The following is a 15,198-nucleotide window of genomic DNA, read 5'->3' on the forward strand; positions in this document are numbered from 1 at the left end:
ATTTATGCTAAAGACACCTGTTTAGACTGTGAAACGTTTCACTTGAGTGGTTACTTCACTGGAGTCTCGTAACGTTTCTCTCACGCTTTGATTAATTGCTTGTGAAATCACCACAATCTCTTTTGTCATCTCAGCTAACTGAGACAAATTATCATTCACTTCATCGCTGACTTTACTTTGCTCTTCTGTTGCACTGGCCGTCTGAGTTGTATAGTCATAAATACTCTGAGCGGAGCGTTTTAGATTCAAAATAGCCGTATGGGTTTGTTGACTACTGGTTACTGTTGTCTGCGCCATATTAACACTTTCAGCAATTACCGAGACGGCACTACCAACCCCTGATTGCAACTCATTAATCATCTCTTGAATATCCGCCGTAGAGGCTTGTGTTTTACTGGCTAAGTTACGAACTTCATCGGCCACCACCGCAAAACCCCGCCCCTTTTCGCCCGCCCTGGCCGCTTCAATGGCCGCATTTAATGCCAATAAATTGGTTTGCTCGGCAATGTCTAAAATCACATCCAGTACCGTGGTAATTTGACCTGAGCGTTTTGACAGTTGCTCAATGGCGTTCGATGCGGTTTCAATTTGTGCGGCTAACTGATTGAGCATATCAATAGAGGATTGCACATTGGCTTCGCCACTTTGCGCTTGCTGGTTTAACACACCCACTTCTGACACGGTATCATTGGCATTTCGAGCGACTTCTGTGGTTGCTGAGCTCATTTCTTCTATTGCAGTGATGACAAAATCTAACGCCTCATTTTGTCGAATGCTGAGTTGATCAGATTGCTCGGTAGCACTTTCTAAACTAACCATTGCACCACGAATATCATCACAACGCGTTCTAATTTGTAAAATCAATTCCCCCAATCGACCAACGAACTGATCCAATTCGTTGCTAAGTTCTCCGGTTTCATCCTTCTTTTTACTGTTAATGCGGCGGGTTAAATCACCGTCTCCGGAATTCATTTCGCGCACCCCATCAGTCACTTTACGAATAGCCCGTGAAATGGTTTGCGGAGCAAACCAAGCCAGTAACATACTTCCTCCCAAGACAACGATAGAGAGCACCCCTACAATGAGTTTAAAACTGGATGAATAAGCTTGTATCGCCTGCTGCTCCAAATCAGCATACTTCATCACCAACTGTCCAGAAACATCGTAGCGCTCACGTAAAGCACCAAATTCCTGCTGGTTTTTACCAAGAAATAAGACCAAAGCGTCAGCCTGCTTGCCATCTTTGATCAACTCAATGATATGTAAGCTACTGGCTCGCCAGAGATCGGATAAGGCATCAACTTTAACCAATACTGCTTGAATATCAGGCAAATCCACCGTCAATGCCTTAAATCGTGCCATACGATCAAGCGCTTGACGCCCATTTGTCACCACTTTTTGTTCATAGTCAGCCAAGTTACTCGACAACACATCCTGCTTAGCGAACACCATGTCCGCTAGTGCTAAGCGAGACTGATACAAATCTCGATCCGCATTTTGAACAAAAGACGCCCCTTCTACGTACTTATTACTACTGGTTTGCAGATAGGACACTAAAAAATACGCCGCTCCCGCAACGAGTAAAAATACCAGAGACAACAAACTAAAAATGGCGGTATATCGGCTACGAATGCTAGATAACATGATCATCGTCCTTTATCATCATTTACTGTCACTATTCAGGACAACTTAATCTGAAAGCAACGCTATATTGACTAACCCTTTGTCACACTAGACGACAAAATGCTTAGACAGTAAAACGCTTGACTTGCTTTGCTAAGGCATCGGAATTCGTTAACGTTTCATTAACAGAGTCGTTAATGCGGCGAGAAATCCCCAGTACCTCTTTGGACATATCCGCTAAGTTGGACAGGTTTTGATTGATCTCATCCGTGACTTTACTTTGCTGTTCCGTGGCACTGGCGGTTTGCGTGGTGAAATCATAAATACGTGTTGCCGATGTCTTAATCACATCAATTGAGGCGGCAGTCTCTTGGGTTAAATCTACCGTTAACATCGACATTTTGACGCTCTCTGAAATGGATTGCACAGCGTCCGTTACCCCAGATTGCAGATCGTTAATCATATTTTGAATATCTGTCGTAGAATCTTGGGTTTTGCTCGCTAAATTACGCACTTCGTCTGCCACGACGGCAAAGCCACGACCTTGCTCACCCGCTCTAGCCGCTTCTATTGCTGCATTTAAAGCCAATAGATTAGTTTGCTCGGCAATACCTAAAATTACATCAAGCACAGAAGCAATACGGTCGGAACGGGTAGACAATTGCTCAATCACACTGGAGGCATTACTCACTTGTTTTGCTAGATCGTCCAATTGTTGAAGTGAGGCTTTTAATTGTTTCGCTCCCTCATCAGCACAACGATTTAAGGCTTCCACTTCATCCACCGTTTGCGTTGCATTATGAGCGACTTCTCTTGTCGCGCCGCCCATTTCTTCTACAGCGGTGACAATAAAATCCAACGCCACATTTTGCCTTTCACTTAAACCAGCCGATTGCGAAGCAGATTCTCCAAGGTGATGCATTTCTTCACGAATATGTTCACAGCCGTATCTTACATCACCAATGAGCTTACCCAGACGGGCGACAAAGCCATCTAACTCTCTGCTTAATTCTCCTGTTTCGTCCTTTTTAACGCTATTAATACGACGTGTTAAATCCCCATCACCTGAACTAATTTGGCGCACACCAAAGGTCACTCGGCGAATCGAATTAGAAATGTTTTTAGGAGCAAACCAAGCCAATGAAATACTAAACGCCAACACAATCATCGCTAAAACACCGACCGCCGTCTTAAAACTGTTTGAGTAAGCATCAATACTGATTTGTTCCAACTCAGCATACTTAGAAATCAACTCCTCAGATTGGTCATAGAGATTCCGTAAACTGGTGAAATGAGTTTGATTTTGGGCAACAAAAGCAAGCGTAGCGCCATCATATTGTTTGTTGTCCACCATAGCGATAATACTCATAGTGTCATCTTTCCAAGTTTTATATAAGGTATCGAATACACTGAGTGCTTGGTGAATTTCGTCGACATCTTGAGTCATAGAAAGAAATGCTTGCATACGATCAAGTGCTTGCTGGGCATTACTCGTGACCTTAAGCTTTAATTCATCAGGATTCTTAGCCGTTTTATCAAATACTAAAGACGCCAACGCAAGGCGAGACTGATATAAGTCTCGATCGGCATTTTGAATAAGAGATGCCCCATCAGCAAACTTTCCAACACTACTTTGCAGGTAGGAAACCAACATAAATGTAGCAATGACAACACTTAAAAAAACAAAGGTAAGAATACCAAAGGCAACCGTATATTTAGCTCGAATAGTTGAAAGGGTTAACATATTAGTGGCTTCCCTGTTTGGATCTGCCTTACTTCATATTGAAATAAGCACAAAATCCATTTTGTGATTTAATCCTGTTGCGAGGCAAACTTTCCTATATATAAGCCTTCAACGTCTCCTTAAATTTGCAACATCTATTTAAAAATGACACCCACAATAGAAACCCGCAAGGTACCAAATGTGATATTTTGTAATATTAATACAAAATTTTGTATTCCCAATAGAAAGCAGAGCAGAAAAAAGTCACAACTCATTGTTTTAATATATTAATTTTTTATTTTCCTATACTGGCTATTTTTTAAAATAATAATGCAAACGCAATTTTCTCCGAGACTCTCGCTTGTTTATGTATCATTTTTCTATCCCTTCTTCCTTTGGCCCCTCTCAACCATCCCTGCTTTCCATCATCACCTTTAATATTCGTAATAAGTGAAAAAATCGTTTCTTTTTTAAGCGGTTTGGCTCTAAAATCGCGCGATGTTTCGCTACTGACTATGAATAAATGAACATCATCTCTTTTGACGCCCTACGCACCTTACACTTACCGAATGTCCGTTACATCAAACCCGAATCCATGTATGACCATTTGGAAGACATTAAACAGGCAGACTGGTTGCTATTCCCACAATATTGGCAACTGAACGCCTTGGTGCACGGGTTAAAAAAACGCATTTTTCCCAGTCTGGCATCTTATATGATAGGCCATGACAAAGTAGAGATGACACGAACGTTTCGAGTAGTGACGCCGCAACATCACCCCTATACTATTATTACGGCAAACACTCCTTACGAAGCGGATAAAATCTGGGATACCATGTTCCTACCCTTCGTCGCAAAAATTCCTAAAAGTAGCATGGGAAATGGGGTTTTTCTTATCGAGACCATTGGCCAATGGCGCGACTATCTGGAAAAGACGGATGTGTTATACGCACAGGAATATTTGCCCATTGATAGAGACATACGCGTCATTTGGGTGGGTAATAAAATCGTTAATGGCTATTGGCGCTTACAATCCGACAATGGCTTTCATAACAATATTAGCCAAGGTGGCCAAGTAGAAATCGGGCTCATCCCCAAAGAGGCACAAGATCTTGTCACCTACCTAGCGCAATCGTTGGATATTAACCACGCAGGATTCGATATCGCCATGGTAGGCGCAACCCCTTATGTTATCGAAATAAATCGTATTTTTGGCAACCAAGGCATCGCCAGTATACAAAGTGATGTTAATACCGAGCTATTGAACTATTTAAACGAACAACACTTATTGTCTACTGCCACCCTAACCGATCAGCCGATTGGCTTTTAAGCCCCGAAACGACTTGCTAGCTTGCTGCCCCAATGCCCGCACCGTGGTTATTCATCCACAGTGCGGAGTCTCGTCTCTTGTGGACCTTAGTCTCTGTTCTCTCTGCGTAACAAAAATGCAATTGAAATACCCTACTCTTGGCGCACAAATTGATCCTATGTGCATTCGCTAACGAATAAGAGATTAAAAAGGTTGCTTATGAAAAAGTCCCTATTTTTGCTGTTCACTATCGTTATCCCTCTGTCTGGCTGCAGTACATTAGACCAAAAACAGGTGCCGTCCAAACATTATGCGTATGGGACCAAATCTGTTTATCAACCACAAGCCTCATCGGCTCATTACCAAGCCACTCCAAACGGCTATCATTTGGTTTATACTGAACTGCTTGCTCGTCATGGGTCACGTGCTTTATCCAGCCCTAAATATGACTATATCAGCCTAAAAATTTGGCAAGCCGCCAAAGCCCAAAACGCCTTAACCCCATTGGGCAAACGTCTTGGGCCAGAAATAGAGCGTTTTATGGCAGCTAACCAAAAAATGGGGTACGGTAATTTATCTAAACGTGGCAAGTTAGAACAAAAAATGATCGGTGAACGTCTTGTGATGCGAGACAAAAGCCTATTCGAGCGTGCAGTAAACAACCACCAACCCATTGAAATGGAATATTCGGGGAAAAAACGCGCAAAAGACAGTGGCTTAGCCTTTATATCAGGTATGGAACAAGAGAACCCCGCCATACGCTCGTTAGTCAGCAAACCCATTATAAACAAAGCCCAGCTCTATTTTCATAAACAAAAAAGCAACCAGTATTATCAAGACTATAAAAAGCATGATCCAGCCCTGCAAGCAGCCATTAAACAGTTAATGAACCTGCCTAAAACCCATGCAATGGCGCAACAAATGCTAGAGCGGGTTTACACACCCGCTTTCGTTGCGCAATTAGCGGCGGGGAAATTATCTTTTCTGCAGAAAAACAAAAGCAAGCCAACCATTTACAACGACGTTGACGCAGCGATACAATTATTCAACTTATACTTAGCAGCACCAGGGCTTTCCTATGAAGCAGGTAAACAGCCTTGGCAGTTTATCGATTTTGTCACACCAGCTGAGTCACAATGGTTTACTTATGTGCTCGACGGAAAAGACTTCTACGAGAAAGGGCCAAGCTTTGCTGGCACAGACATTACCTACCGCATGGCAAAAGTCTTAGAGGATGATTTCTTTAAGGAGGTAAAAGGTATTCAAAACGGCAGTAATAAAAAAGCGGCAAAAATTCGCTTTGCTCATGCCGAAACGGTGATACCATTTGCCGCTCAAATGCATTTAGAAGGTAGTACTAAAAGCGTTGCGAAAGGCCAGCTATATCGCTATGAAAACAACCCATGGCGTGGCTCTTGGGTGTCTCCATATAGTGCGAACATTCAGTGGGATGTATATAAAGACAAAGCTGGCACGCTTCTTGTTAGAATGTTATATAACGAAAAAGAAATTCCGTTTTCAAGCCAGTGCCAGCCGATCCAAAAAGGCAGTTACTTTTATAAATTTACTGAGTTAGAACACTGCTACGGTGAATAGCCCCCAGAACTAACTCAATAGAAAAAGAGCAAGCAACAAAAGCCAGCCATTATAAGTGAGCGCTTGATGGCTGGCTTTTTATTATTGGCGGTATCTCTTATCTCCCGCTACCATAGACGCATTTTTCAACCGTATAAATTAGCTGACTTTGTAACCAATAAGTGCTAAAAGTACCAGACAAGTGGTTGATTCATGGAAAACAATAAGGACGATAATGCCAAACTCTTCTTCTAAAAGCGGCGTTGCCTATGCTCTCGCCGCATTTGGCATATGGGCGATTGCGCCTATGTATTTCAAAGTTATGTCCTTTGTTCCTCCCATCGAAATTCTTGCCCATCGTATTATTTGGTCTTGCTTAATTGTGTTTGTACTCATCATCGCCATGGGCAAAACCAGCAAGGTCAAAGCTGTATTTGCCTCCAAACAGACCATTTTCTTCATGGCCATATCCACCTTGTTGATTGGTCTCAATTGGGGAACCTTTATCTGGGCTATCGCCAACAACATGCTACTCAGTGCCAGCTTGGGGTACTACATCAACCCTTTAATCAGCATCCTATTGGGTATGATTTTCTTTAAAGAAAAGTTGGACCGGGTGCGTAAAGCCGCTGTTGTTTTATGCTTTATTGCAGTGACATTTGAGGTCATCCGCTTTGGTTCATTACCTTGGATCGCGTTGTTACTCGCTCTGACCTTTGGGTTTTATGGATTGGTGCGCAAAAAAGTGGCGGTAGACAGCTTTACGGGCATGGCGGTAGAAACGGTTCTCCTATTACCAGTCGCCTTGGTGTATTTGTTTAGTATCCATACGCCCACCTCCAATATGCTGGAAAATACCGATTTAACCAATTGGCTCTTATTTGCATCCGGCCCAGTCACTATGGTACCACTCATGTTTTTTGGTGCTGCCGCCAACCGAGTCAGTCTAACCACTCTCGGCTTTTTTCAATACATAGGGCCAAGTGGCATGTTTATTCTCGCCGTGTTCCTTTACCACGAACCCTTAGCCCCCGCCAAATTAATCACTTTTGGTCTGATTTGGACCGCGCTGGCGTTACTCATCTTTGACTCCATTCGCAAGCTGCGCAAACCTGAAAAGTTGCTTAATGATGAACCTCTACTTGAACAAAGCCCTCCAACGGCTAAGAAAACAGAAACAATTTAGCGGCTGCCATCAGTGACATAACACGAATTAACCATTTGAATTGTGAAGGGTTCACTTTTTTCAGAAAGTGAAAACCAATAAATGCCCCGATGGCCAATCCTGGCAACGCTTGCAAACTGATTTCGGTCGTCTTAGCGCTGAGTAAGCCTAAGCTGATGTACATAGGAATTTTCGCCAGATTGATAATGAAAAATCCCCATGCCCGCGTACTGACATACGACTCTTTTCCCAGCTTCTGCTCTAACAAAAACAAACTAAATAAAGGGCCAGCAGCGTTCGCAATCGTGCTCACAACGCCCCCCATAAATCCCATGCCATAAGCCGCCAATGGATTACGCATAAAGGTCGCCGGACGAAGATCTAAATACAAACCTAAAGCAATCATGGCAACAATGATGGCCCCCAAAAAACTCACAAACTGATGGGCATCGATGTTTGATAAAAAATGCCCCCCAATTAACACCCCTAAGAATGCTAAGGGCAGAAAACGCGCTAATACACGCCATGAAATTTGTTCGCGATAGCTGTACACGGCCATCATATCGGTAATGATATACAAAGGAATCAGAATACCGAGTGCCTCAGGCCCAGGAAACACCATCATCACCACCGGCAATATCAGTAAACCCATTCCGCCGACAGAAAATTTAGAAAAGCCGGTAATTAAACCAGCGACAGATAATACCCAAAATGTGGTATCCAATTTTACTCTCCACTTATTTCACTTTCTAAGCCTTATTATTAGCAACAAGGCTCGGCTTTTGATGACGACTATGATAAAAGAAATAATGAGTTAAAAATAATTTCATTTTATTATTATAATGATCAGGTATAAATATCATGAAACTGGATCAAATACGGGCTTTCATCGCCGTTGTCGAAGCGGGGAGCTTTCGTTCAGCGGCGGACAGCATTCATAAAACGCAACCCAGTATCAGTGCTGCCGTCAAAGCATTAGAGACACGCTATGGTCTGCAACTTTTTGATCGGGACAGTTATCGCCCAACCTTGACCTCTGAAGGACATGCCTTTTTTCGACAAAGCAAAAAGCTTATGTCTCAGGTGCAACAGCTAGAACACCTAGGCCACGACCTAGCCCACGGAGCTGCCACACCATTACGACTTTGCGTGGGACAAATGAGCCTATCAGATGAGTGTTTGGTGCTCATTAAACGCTTTCAACACGCTTACCCTGACGTTCCCTTAGAGATCACTACAGATCACCTCCATGGCGTTCAAGAAAGCCTCAAAAAAGACAATGCCGACATCGCCATTGGCCCCCGTTATGGATTAGATGACCAACATGCTTTTATTGAAATCACGCGAATTGAAATGGTTACCGTCGCCACGCCAGAACTGCTGCTTTCCATCAATGGAGGGAACAACAAGGTAAAACAGCCGCAGCTGTATTCTACTCCACAGATCATGGTGGGAGGGACAAATAACCATCAAGGAGACAAAGGCCACCGATATGTCCTTGATACTGGGAAACGCTGGTATATTAATGACTTCCAAGCAAAAAAGTCTCTGCTATTTCAAGGGCTGGGATGGGGACGCATACCACGTTATATGATAGAGACAGAACTCGAGAAACGCATTCTAGTCACCATAGAAATTGAGAACTTCACCTCTCATAACAGTATGCCTATTTTTATGATTCGCTTACGCCAGCAAACTCAAAGCTCTCAAGCGAACCTATTCTGGGAATTTATGAAAAACGTCACCGTACCAAAAGACGAAAGCTAAGCGGAGCGAGAAGGGTAAAACAATGACATGACTTTTAGAGATGTATTTGCAAGTTTTCATCGAAATTATGCATTTTTCAAAAAATTGAAAAAGTTATCACCTATATAAATAACAACACGATAAGACTTTTGTCGAACCCAGTTCTCCCTTACGTCCCCCTTATTCCGCTGTTTTTTTAATCGCCGACACATAAAGCGTTGCCATGTGAGTATCTATATAATGCACATAGTCCGTTTTATAGGTACGAGCATAAAGACACCCCTCTTCATTAAAAAATTGGTGCGCTTGCTGCCAAGCCCTCATCACCGACGGTCGGTGTTCACCCATTGCGGCAAATGATAAGAAGCCCCCCGCCTCTATCGTTATGCTGGTAAGCTCATGAGCCGTTTGAATTGGCTGCTTGTCCATATCCTCCACTTTCGCACCAAGAACAAAATCTAAGTCATTATGCGTATTGCTATTACGATAATGACAAACACCGTATAACTGACAATCCTCCTCTAATTGTGGCAAAATTTCAGTCATAAAATGATCCCACAATGGGCCAATCTTCCCTAGCGTTGTCATCTCATTATGAGCTGTCGTTTTTATTTTCAACCCTTTAACTTGGATTGCGTCTTTAATATGATATGCCATACATTCTTCCCAATAGTACCTAACCGCTTTCTTTGCGACTTCCCCTAAACATGAGGCAACATTAAGAATGCCCTAGAATCCCCTTCCTAGCCGCGACGCCATGTGTGGTATTTCTCTACCCAACGTAGCAACCTATCTGGGGCATGGGCACGCTTCCACTCTCCCGCTGCATATTTATTTGCTTCTGCCCATGTTGGATAGGTATGAATCGTCCCCAATATCTTATTCAGCCCCAGCCCATGCTTCATGGCCAGTACAAATTCGGCCAGTAATTCTCCAGCATGCTCACCAACAATGGTCACACCCAGAATAGTGTCTTTTCCCGGCACCGTTAGCACCTTTACAAAACCTTTCGCTTCGCTTTCAGTAATCGCACGATCCAAATCATCTACGCCATAACACACCTTCTCAAAAGCAACGCCCTTCGCTTTGGCATCTTGTTCATTTAAGCCAACTCGCGCCACTTCAGGATCAATAAAGGTTGTCCAAGGAATCACTCGATAATCCGCACGAAACTTCTTAAATTGCCCAAATAATCCATTAACCGCTGCGTACCAAGCTTGGTGGGCCGCCACGTGGGTAAATTGGTAAGGGCCAGCCACATCACCTGCTGCTAAAATGTTCGGGAACAAGGTCTGTAAATAGTCATTTGTTACTAGATGTCGTTTGGTTTCGATGCCCAATTCTTCCAAGCCATAGCCCGTTAATCGCGCTTCTCTGCCTACAGCACAAATGAGCGCATCGTATTCGACTCTCACTTCTGAGCCATTATGCTCAAGCCATACGCATTTTTGTCCGTTATTCATCTCACAGCGAACCGCCTTATGTTCCGTCAGCACAGTCACCCCATCGTTCGTGAGGGTCGCTCTAGCAAACTCACTCACATCCGTATCTTCTCGACTAAGAATACGTTCTGAGGATTCAACTTGTGTCACGTGAGAACCAAGACGAGCAAAGCTCTGCGCTAACTCACAACCAATTGGCCCACCACCCAACACCACCAAACGCTTTGGTGCTTCGTCTAACTGCGAGAACGTTTCCCATAAGGTATCACTGGTCAGATACCCAACCTCTTCTAATCCTGGGATATCCGGTACAGAAGGTTTAGAACCCGTCGCCAGTACAATGCTACGCGTGGTTAAGCGCTGTGTTTTCCCATCCTGACGCTGTATTTCTACCGTCCAAGGATCAATGACTTTGGCATAACCTTGAATGACATCGACACCGAGCTGAGTGTATCGTTCCACACTATCGTGGGGCTCTATTTCCTCGATAATCTCTTGAATCCGTTCCATGACAGAACGAAAGGAAAATCGCGGCTCACAACCTTCTAAACCATAATTCGCTCCGTGGCGCATTTGATGGGCCACTTTGGCACTCTTGATTAACGCTTTACTGGGCACACAGCCATAATTTAGGCAATCACCGCCCATTTTATGCGCCTCAACCAAACTGACTTTGGCTTTTACTGTTGCCGCAATGTAAGCACTCACCAATCCACCCGCACCTGCACCAATAACAACCAAATTACGATCAAACTGTTTTGGCTTGGTGTAAGCGCGATAAACGCGTCGGGATTTAATTGCCTCCGTCAATTTTTTTGCCAACAGAGGAAACACGCCGAGCAACACAAAAGACAGCAATAAGGACGGCGACAAAATGCCAGACAAACTGTCCAAGTGACCGATCTGAGTGCCGGCATTCACATACACAAGCGTTCCCGCAAGCATCCCGACTTGACTCACCCAATAAAAGGTCACCGCTCGGATCCTAGTTAGCCCCATTAATAAATTAATTAAAAAGAAAGGGAAAACAGGCACCAAGCGCAAAGTAAACAGATAAAAAGCACCGTCTCGCTCAATACCTTCGTTAATCGTACTAAGACGGCTACCAAAACGGGCCTGTACCACATCTTGCAGCAAATAACGGGATACGAGAAAAGCGCAAGTCGCACCAATCGAACTGGCAAAGGACACCATCAACACCCCCCACCCTAGACCAAATAAGGCCCCTGCCGCCAATGTCATAATGGCAGCGCCAGGTAAAGACAGCGCGGTAACCGCAATGTAGAGTAAAAAGAAGGCACCATACACCAAAAAAGGGCTCTTATTACGCCACACTTCAAACTGTTCTAACCCTGATTTTAAGCCATCCAGTGTCAGCAGACGGTTTAAATCAAAATAGAAAAAGCCGACTACCATCAGCACAATGACAACAAGCAGCCCGATTTTTTTCATATAGCAAATCCATTAAGTCTATGTTACTGAGTATACGCATTAGACGTTAGAACAGGTCGATTTCTTACGGAGAAAGCATGCATTTACTCAATATATTCAAGAAGCGCATTAACCCATGCACAATAAGACGAACGACAAGAGGTTCTAAGAAGGATTTGAAGGTAAACGACCTGCTAAGAAACTAAAAAGCCCACCTAGCACACACAAAAACAGCACCAGCAATACCAAGCCTTCAGTATTCATTAAGGCAATCATAGCAGCGAAACTTGGCGGCCCAATGGTGGCTCCTAAATTTCCTAACTGGGCTATTAAACCGTAGCCTTGGGCCTGTTCGCCCGCAGACCGAGTAACCAATGGAATCATCGACAAAGCCGACCCAGGCACCATACCCGCCGATAGCACCATCAAGCTAACAGACAGCGCAAAAATAATAGGATAAGACTGACTAAAATGGGCAAATACTGCCCCCACAGCAACCGAGGAAAACGCCAACAAGGCGACGCGTTGTGGGCGCATCACATATTGGGATAACGCCCCTGCCAAAAACGTGCCAGCCGTACTGGTTAACGGCAAGGTGATACGCAACAAATTTCTCAGTTTCTCGTCCGAAATCAATGTCGGAATATACGTCAGAAGCGACACCAACATACAGGTGTAAAACAAAAACACCAAAGCAGGCAGCAATGTACGGGGCGTCTTATACATATTGCGTAATTGCGTCCAAAAACCTAACGAGGACGGAGCACTTTGATTCTCATAAACCGATTTGTATTGACTGAGCAGCCACCATAAAACAAGCGCCATACTGCCAATGAGCACCCCATGGACAAGCAAAAGCCCCTGTAGACCATAGGCACTCAGTAATTTATTGCCTAGCCAACCGGTTATAGCAAACGCCACTCCGAAGAAGGTACCCCACAGGCCCATGGTAATAGAACGGTGTTGAGGGGCACTTAATCGCGCAATCATGGTTGGCGCAGCCACCACGACACCTAACTGCGACATGCCTTCTAATACGCGAAGTACCAGCATTGTCATAAAGGATGGCAAAAAGGATTCAAGAACGGACAACAAAGAACCAATGGCTAGAGCACCCACTAACACATTGAGATACCCCATGCGCCCTGCGACCACACCTGCAGACGCCCCAAAAATCAAGCCGACAATCCCCACCACAGAAATCAACGCCCCGGTCCAAGCAGGCCCGGCTTGATAATGAGTTAACAGTTCATCATAAGAAATGGAAAACTTCGCGAACTGCATCGCCGCCGCCACCCCAGAAACCCATAATAAAACTACCTCAAACCAATGGGTTTTTGTCTCTGCATTTAATCTGTAAGAGGAGGAGCTGGACATTTAATTTCCTTTTAATAATATGGGAAGACCCTACCGATAAATTAAGGCCGCTATTCTAAAACAAAAAACAACAAAGGAGACCTGATATTCCTAATAAATAGAAAAAAGGTCGATACTTAGCTCTAGGCGTAAAAAAAGCAAATCAGTAGAGGGAACAAGATTCACCCCTACTTCCTCCGCCCTTGCAGTATAAAAACGCTCTTTCTGTGGATAACTACCAAATGTTCTTTAACAACAACCTGTTAAAACCAGCCCTTTAGATATTTTTAATCAATAGGGCGGGAATAGATGAAAAATCAATAAGTTAGCTTGATTTTTTATGTCTTTTTCGCTATTTTTAAAGAACTCACTTGTGAATAACTTGAGGGCGGGGGAAATCAGCTTTTAACTGTTTGAAATAATTAAGAAAAAAGAGGGTACTCCCTCAGAGTGATTGGCCGCTTAGGCCGTTGAGACTTAACACTTTCTCCGCCACATCCAGAGCTTGCTTTACCCCTCAGAGTGATTGGCCGCTTAGGCCGTTGAGACTTAACACTTTCTCCGCCACATCCAGAGCTTGCTTTACCCCTCAGAGTGATTGGCCGCTTAGGCCGTTGAGACAGTCGCGCCCTTTTTCAAAAACAACTGGTTTAAGGCCCCTCAGAGTGATTGGCCGCTTAGGCCGTTGAGACTCTACTTTAGATTGAGATTCAAGGTTGTTCCAAATCCCTCAGAGTGATTGGCCGCTTAGGCCGTTGAGACGCAAGGATAATTTCAATTATGTGTTGGCGTAAAATCCCTCAGAGTGATTGGCCGCTTAGGCCGTTGAGACGCATTAATTGAGGTTTTTTGTGATAGGGCCTCTTCAACCCTCAGAGTGATTGGCCGCTTAGGCCGTTGAGACACCACTTGAAATAATTCTAAGGTATACGCCGTCCTCAGCCCTCAGAGTGATTGGCCGCTTAGGCCGTTGAGACTTGTTAGTCGTTCCGCCGTCGCTGAAAAAGCTTTGACCCTCAGAGTGATTGGCCGCTTAGGCCGTTGAGACATAGCTTTTCCACTTTGAGAGAAGTAAACATTTCCCCTCAGAGTGATTGGCCGCTTAGGCCGTTAAGACGAAATGGGCCAGTGGCTTGAAACACTGTCGCCCCCCCCTCAGAGTGATTGGCCGTTGAGACTCAAACTTTGCTTTAGCTATGCGTGCTAATGCACGCCATCAGAGTGATTGACTCTTTCCCTACCATCTCGCCTCTAATACTCCTCAGAGCAACTAGCGACTAATCGAAAAATAAAACGGCTTAATAAATTCATCGCCTCTATTCAGAGATGACCTATGTAATAAAAGTCGATAGTATTTATTACACGATGAGCAGCTTGCTCCGATGAAGCATCAAACTTATTCAACTTTTACTTCATAATGCTAAGGAAGCATATTATGAACAAGCAAAAATACGCTACCGTGACACAGCCGCCACCTGAAACTCAAAATTTAGGTGCCTTATTAAACGCCTTTATGGGGTTTGCTGGCATCACTAAAGATACCTACTCTGAAATAACAGAAGAGTTAACCAAAGGGGTTTATAGACATACCGCCATTTCATCTGACAGTCTTAAAAGCTATAACAATAAAACCTTTCCAGGGATTCAAGCTAGAAACACCATTAAGTTAATGTTTAAAGAGATATGTGATGAGTCAGTACAAGCACAATGGGTAGATGCCTTTTCAGCATTAGAAGCACAGAAAGTAATTAATGACACAAAAAAGAAAAATAAGAAAATTGATTCAGAAAAAAACCAAAACTTCACCACATCAGAGGAAAATAAAGCC

Annotated in this window: 11 protein-coding genes and 1 CRISPR repeat array; of the genes, 5 read left to right on the forward strand and 6 right to left on the reverse strand. The window is 43.8% G+C overall.

What is annotated here, in order from left to right; genetic code table 11:
• Positions 1–21: 21 nt before the first annotated feature.
• On the reverse strand, positions 22–1,644 hold the full coding sequence (locus tag JHD45_RS11880; protein ID WP_233407780.1) for a methyl-accepting chemotaxis protein: 1,623 nt from the start codon (positions 1,642–1,644) through the stop codon (positions 22–24).
• 103 nt (positions 1,645–1,747) lie between these two features.
• On the reverse strand, positions 1,748–3,367 hold the full coding sequence (locus JHD45_RS11885) for a methyl-accepting chemotaxis protein (protein ID WP_199476730.1): 1,620 nt from the start codon (positions 3,365–3,367) through the stop codon (positions 1,748–1,750).
• A 502-nt stretch (positions 3,368–3,869) separates the two neighbouring features.
• Here JHD45_RS11885 and JHD45_RS11890 point away from each other — a divergent pair.
• From JHD45_RS11890 to rarD, 3 genes are all read left to right on the forward strand, one after another.
• The gene (locus JHD45_RS11890; protein WP_199476731.1) at positions 3,870–4,676 is read left to right on the forward strand and encodes an ATP-grasp domain-containing protein; all 807 of its coding nucleotides are present in this window, start codon (positions 3,870–3,872) and stop codon (positions 4,674–4,676) included.
• A 198-nt stretch (positions 4,677–4,874) separates the two neighbouring features.
• The gene (locus JHD45_RS11895; protein WP_199476732.1) at positions 4,875–6,251 is read left to right on the forward strand and encodes a histidine-type phosphatase; all 1,377 of its coding nucleotides are present in this window, start codon (positions 4,875–4,877) and stop codon (positions 6,249–6,251) included.
• A 214-nt stretch (positions 6,252–6,465) separates the two neighbouring features.
• Positions 6,466–7,416, forward strand: coding sequence for an EamA family transporter RarD (rarD, locus tag JHD45_RS11900; RefSeq protein ID WP_199476733.1), 951 nt, complete (start codon positions 6,466–6,468; stop codon positions 7,414–7,416).
• On the opposite strand, the gene JHD45_RS11905 is transcribed toward rarD, so the two are convergent.
• Positions 7,394–8,119, reverse strand: a complete 726-nt coding sequence (locus tag JHD45_RS11905; protein WP_199476734.1) for a sulfite exporter TauE/SafE family protein — start codon at positions 8,117–8,119, stop codon at positions 7,394–7,396. The genes rarD and JHD45_RS11905 overlap by 23 nt on opposite strands.
• Before the next feature lie 137 nt (positions 8,120–8,256).
• On the opposite strand from JHD45_RS11905, the gene JHD45_RS11910 reads away from it, so the two are divergent.
• On the forward strand, positions 8,257–9,162 hold the full coding sequence (locus JHD45_RS11910; protein ID WP_199476735.1) for a LysR family transcriptional regulator: 906 nt from the start codon (positions 8,257–8,259) through the stop codon (positions 9,160–9,162).
• A 159-nt stretch (positions 9,163–9,321) separates the two neighbouring features.
• On the opposite strand, the gene JHD45_RS11915 is transcribed toward JHD45_RS11910, so the two are convergent.
• From JHD45_RS11915 to JHD45_RS11925, 3 genes are all read right to left on the reverse strand, one after another.
• A complete protein-coding gene (locus tag JHD45_RS11915) occupies positions 9,322–9,798 on the reverse strand; it encodes a GyrI-like domain-containing protein (protein WP_199476736.1) in 477 nt (158 codons plus the stop codon).
• 86 nt (positions 9,799–9,884) lie between these two features.
• Entirely contained in the window at positions 9,885–12,035 is a 2,151-nt protein-coding gene (locus tag JHD45_RS11920) for an FAD-dependent oxidoreductase (protein WP_199476737.1), read from the reverse strand.
• Between the two features lie 144 nt (positions 12,036–12,179).
• A complete protein-coding gene (locus JHD45_RS11925) occupies positions 12,180–13,391 on the reverse strand; it encodes an MFS transporter (protein ID WP_199476738.1) in 1,212 nt (403 codons plus the stop codon).
• Between the two features lie 421 nt (positions 13,392–13,812).
• Positions 13,813–14,487: direct repeats of the CRISPR family, unit length 35 nt; unit sequence CCCTCAGAGTGATTGGCCGCTTAGGCCGTTGAGAC.
• Between the two features lie 318 nt (positions 14,488–14,805).
• On the opposite strand from JHD45_RS11925, the gene JHD45_RS11930 reads away from it, so the two are divergent.
• The coding region (locus JHD45_RS11930) for a hypothetical protein (protein ID WP_199476739.1) at positions 14,806–15,198 on the forward strand (393 nt) is incomplete at its 3' end.

Origin of the sequence: Marinomonas spartinae (genome assembly GCF_016461715.1) — a bacterium.
In the GTDB taxonomy this organism is placed as follows: domain Bacteria; phylum Pseudomonadota; class Gammaproteobacteria; order Pseudomonadales; family Marinomonadaceae; genus Marinomonas; species Marinomonas spartinae_A.

Bases quoted from the DNA above. Each gene is read 5' to 3' on its own strand.
- JHD45_RS11915 (WP_199476736.1), bottom strand. From the start codon at position 9,798: ATGGCATATCATATTAAAGACGCAATCCAAGTTAAAGGGTTGAAAATA.
- JHD45_RS11895 (WP_199476732.1), top strand. From the start codon at position 4,875: ATGAAAAAGTCCCTATTTTTGCTGTTCACTATCGTTATCCCTCTGTCT.
- rarD (WP_199476733.1), top strand. From the start codon at position 6,466: ATGCCAAACTCTTCTTCTAAAAGCGGCGTTGCCTATGCTCTCGCCGCA.
- JHD45_RS11910 (WP_199476735.1), top strand. From the start codon at position 8,257: ATGAAACTGGATCAAATACGGGCTTTCATCGCCGTTGTCGAAGCGGGG.
- JHD45_RS11920 (WP_199476737.1), bottom strand. From the start codon at position 12,035: ATGAAAAAAATCGGGCTGCTTGTTGTCATTGTGCTGATGGTAGTCGGC.
- JHD45_RS11890 (WP_199476731.1), top strand. From the start codon at position 3,870: ATGAACATCATCTCTTTTGACGCCCTACGCACCTTACACTTACCGAAT.
- JHD45_RS11885 (WP_199476730.1), bottom strand. From the start codon at position 3,367: ATGTTAACCCTTTCAACTATTCGAGCTAAATATACGGTTGCCTTTGGT.
- JHD45_RS11880 (WP_233407780.1), bottom strand. From the start codon at position 1,644: ATGTTATCTAGCATTCGTAGCCGATATACCGCCATTTTTAGTTTGTTG.
- JHD45_RS11925 (WP_199476738.1), bottom strand. From the start codon at position 13,391: ATGTCCAGCTCCTCCTCTTACAGATTAAATGCAGAGACAAAAACCCAT.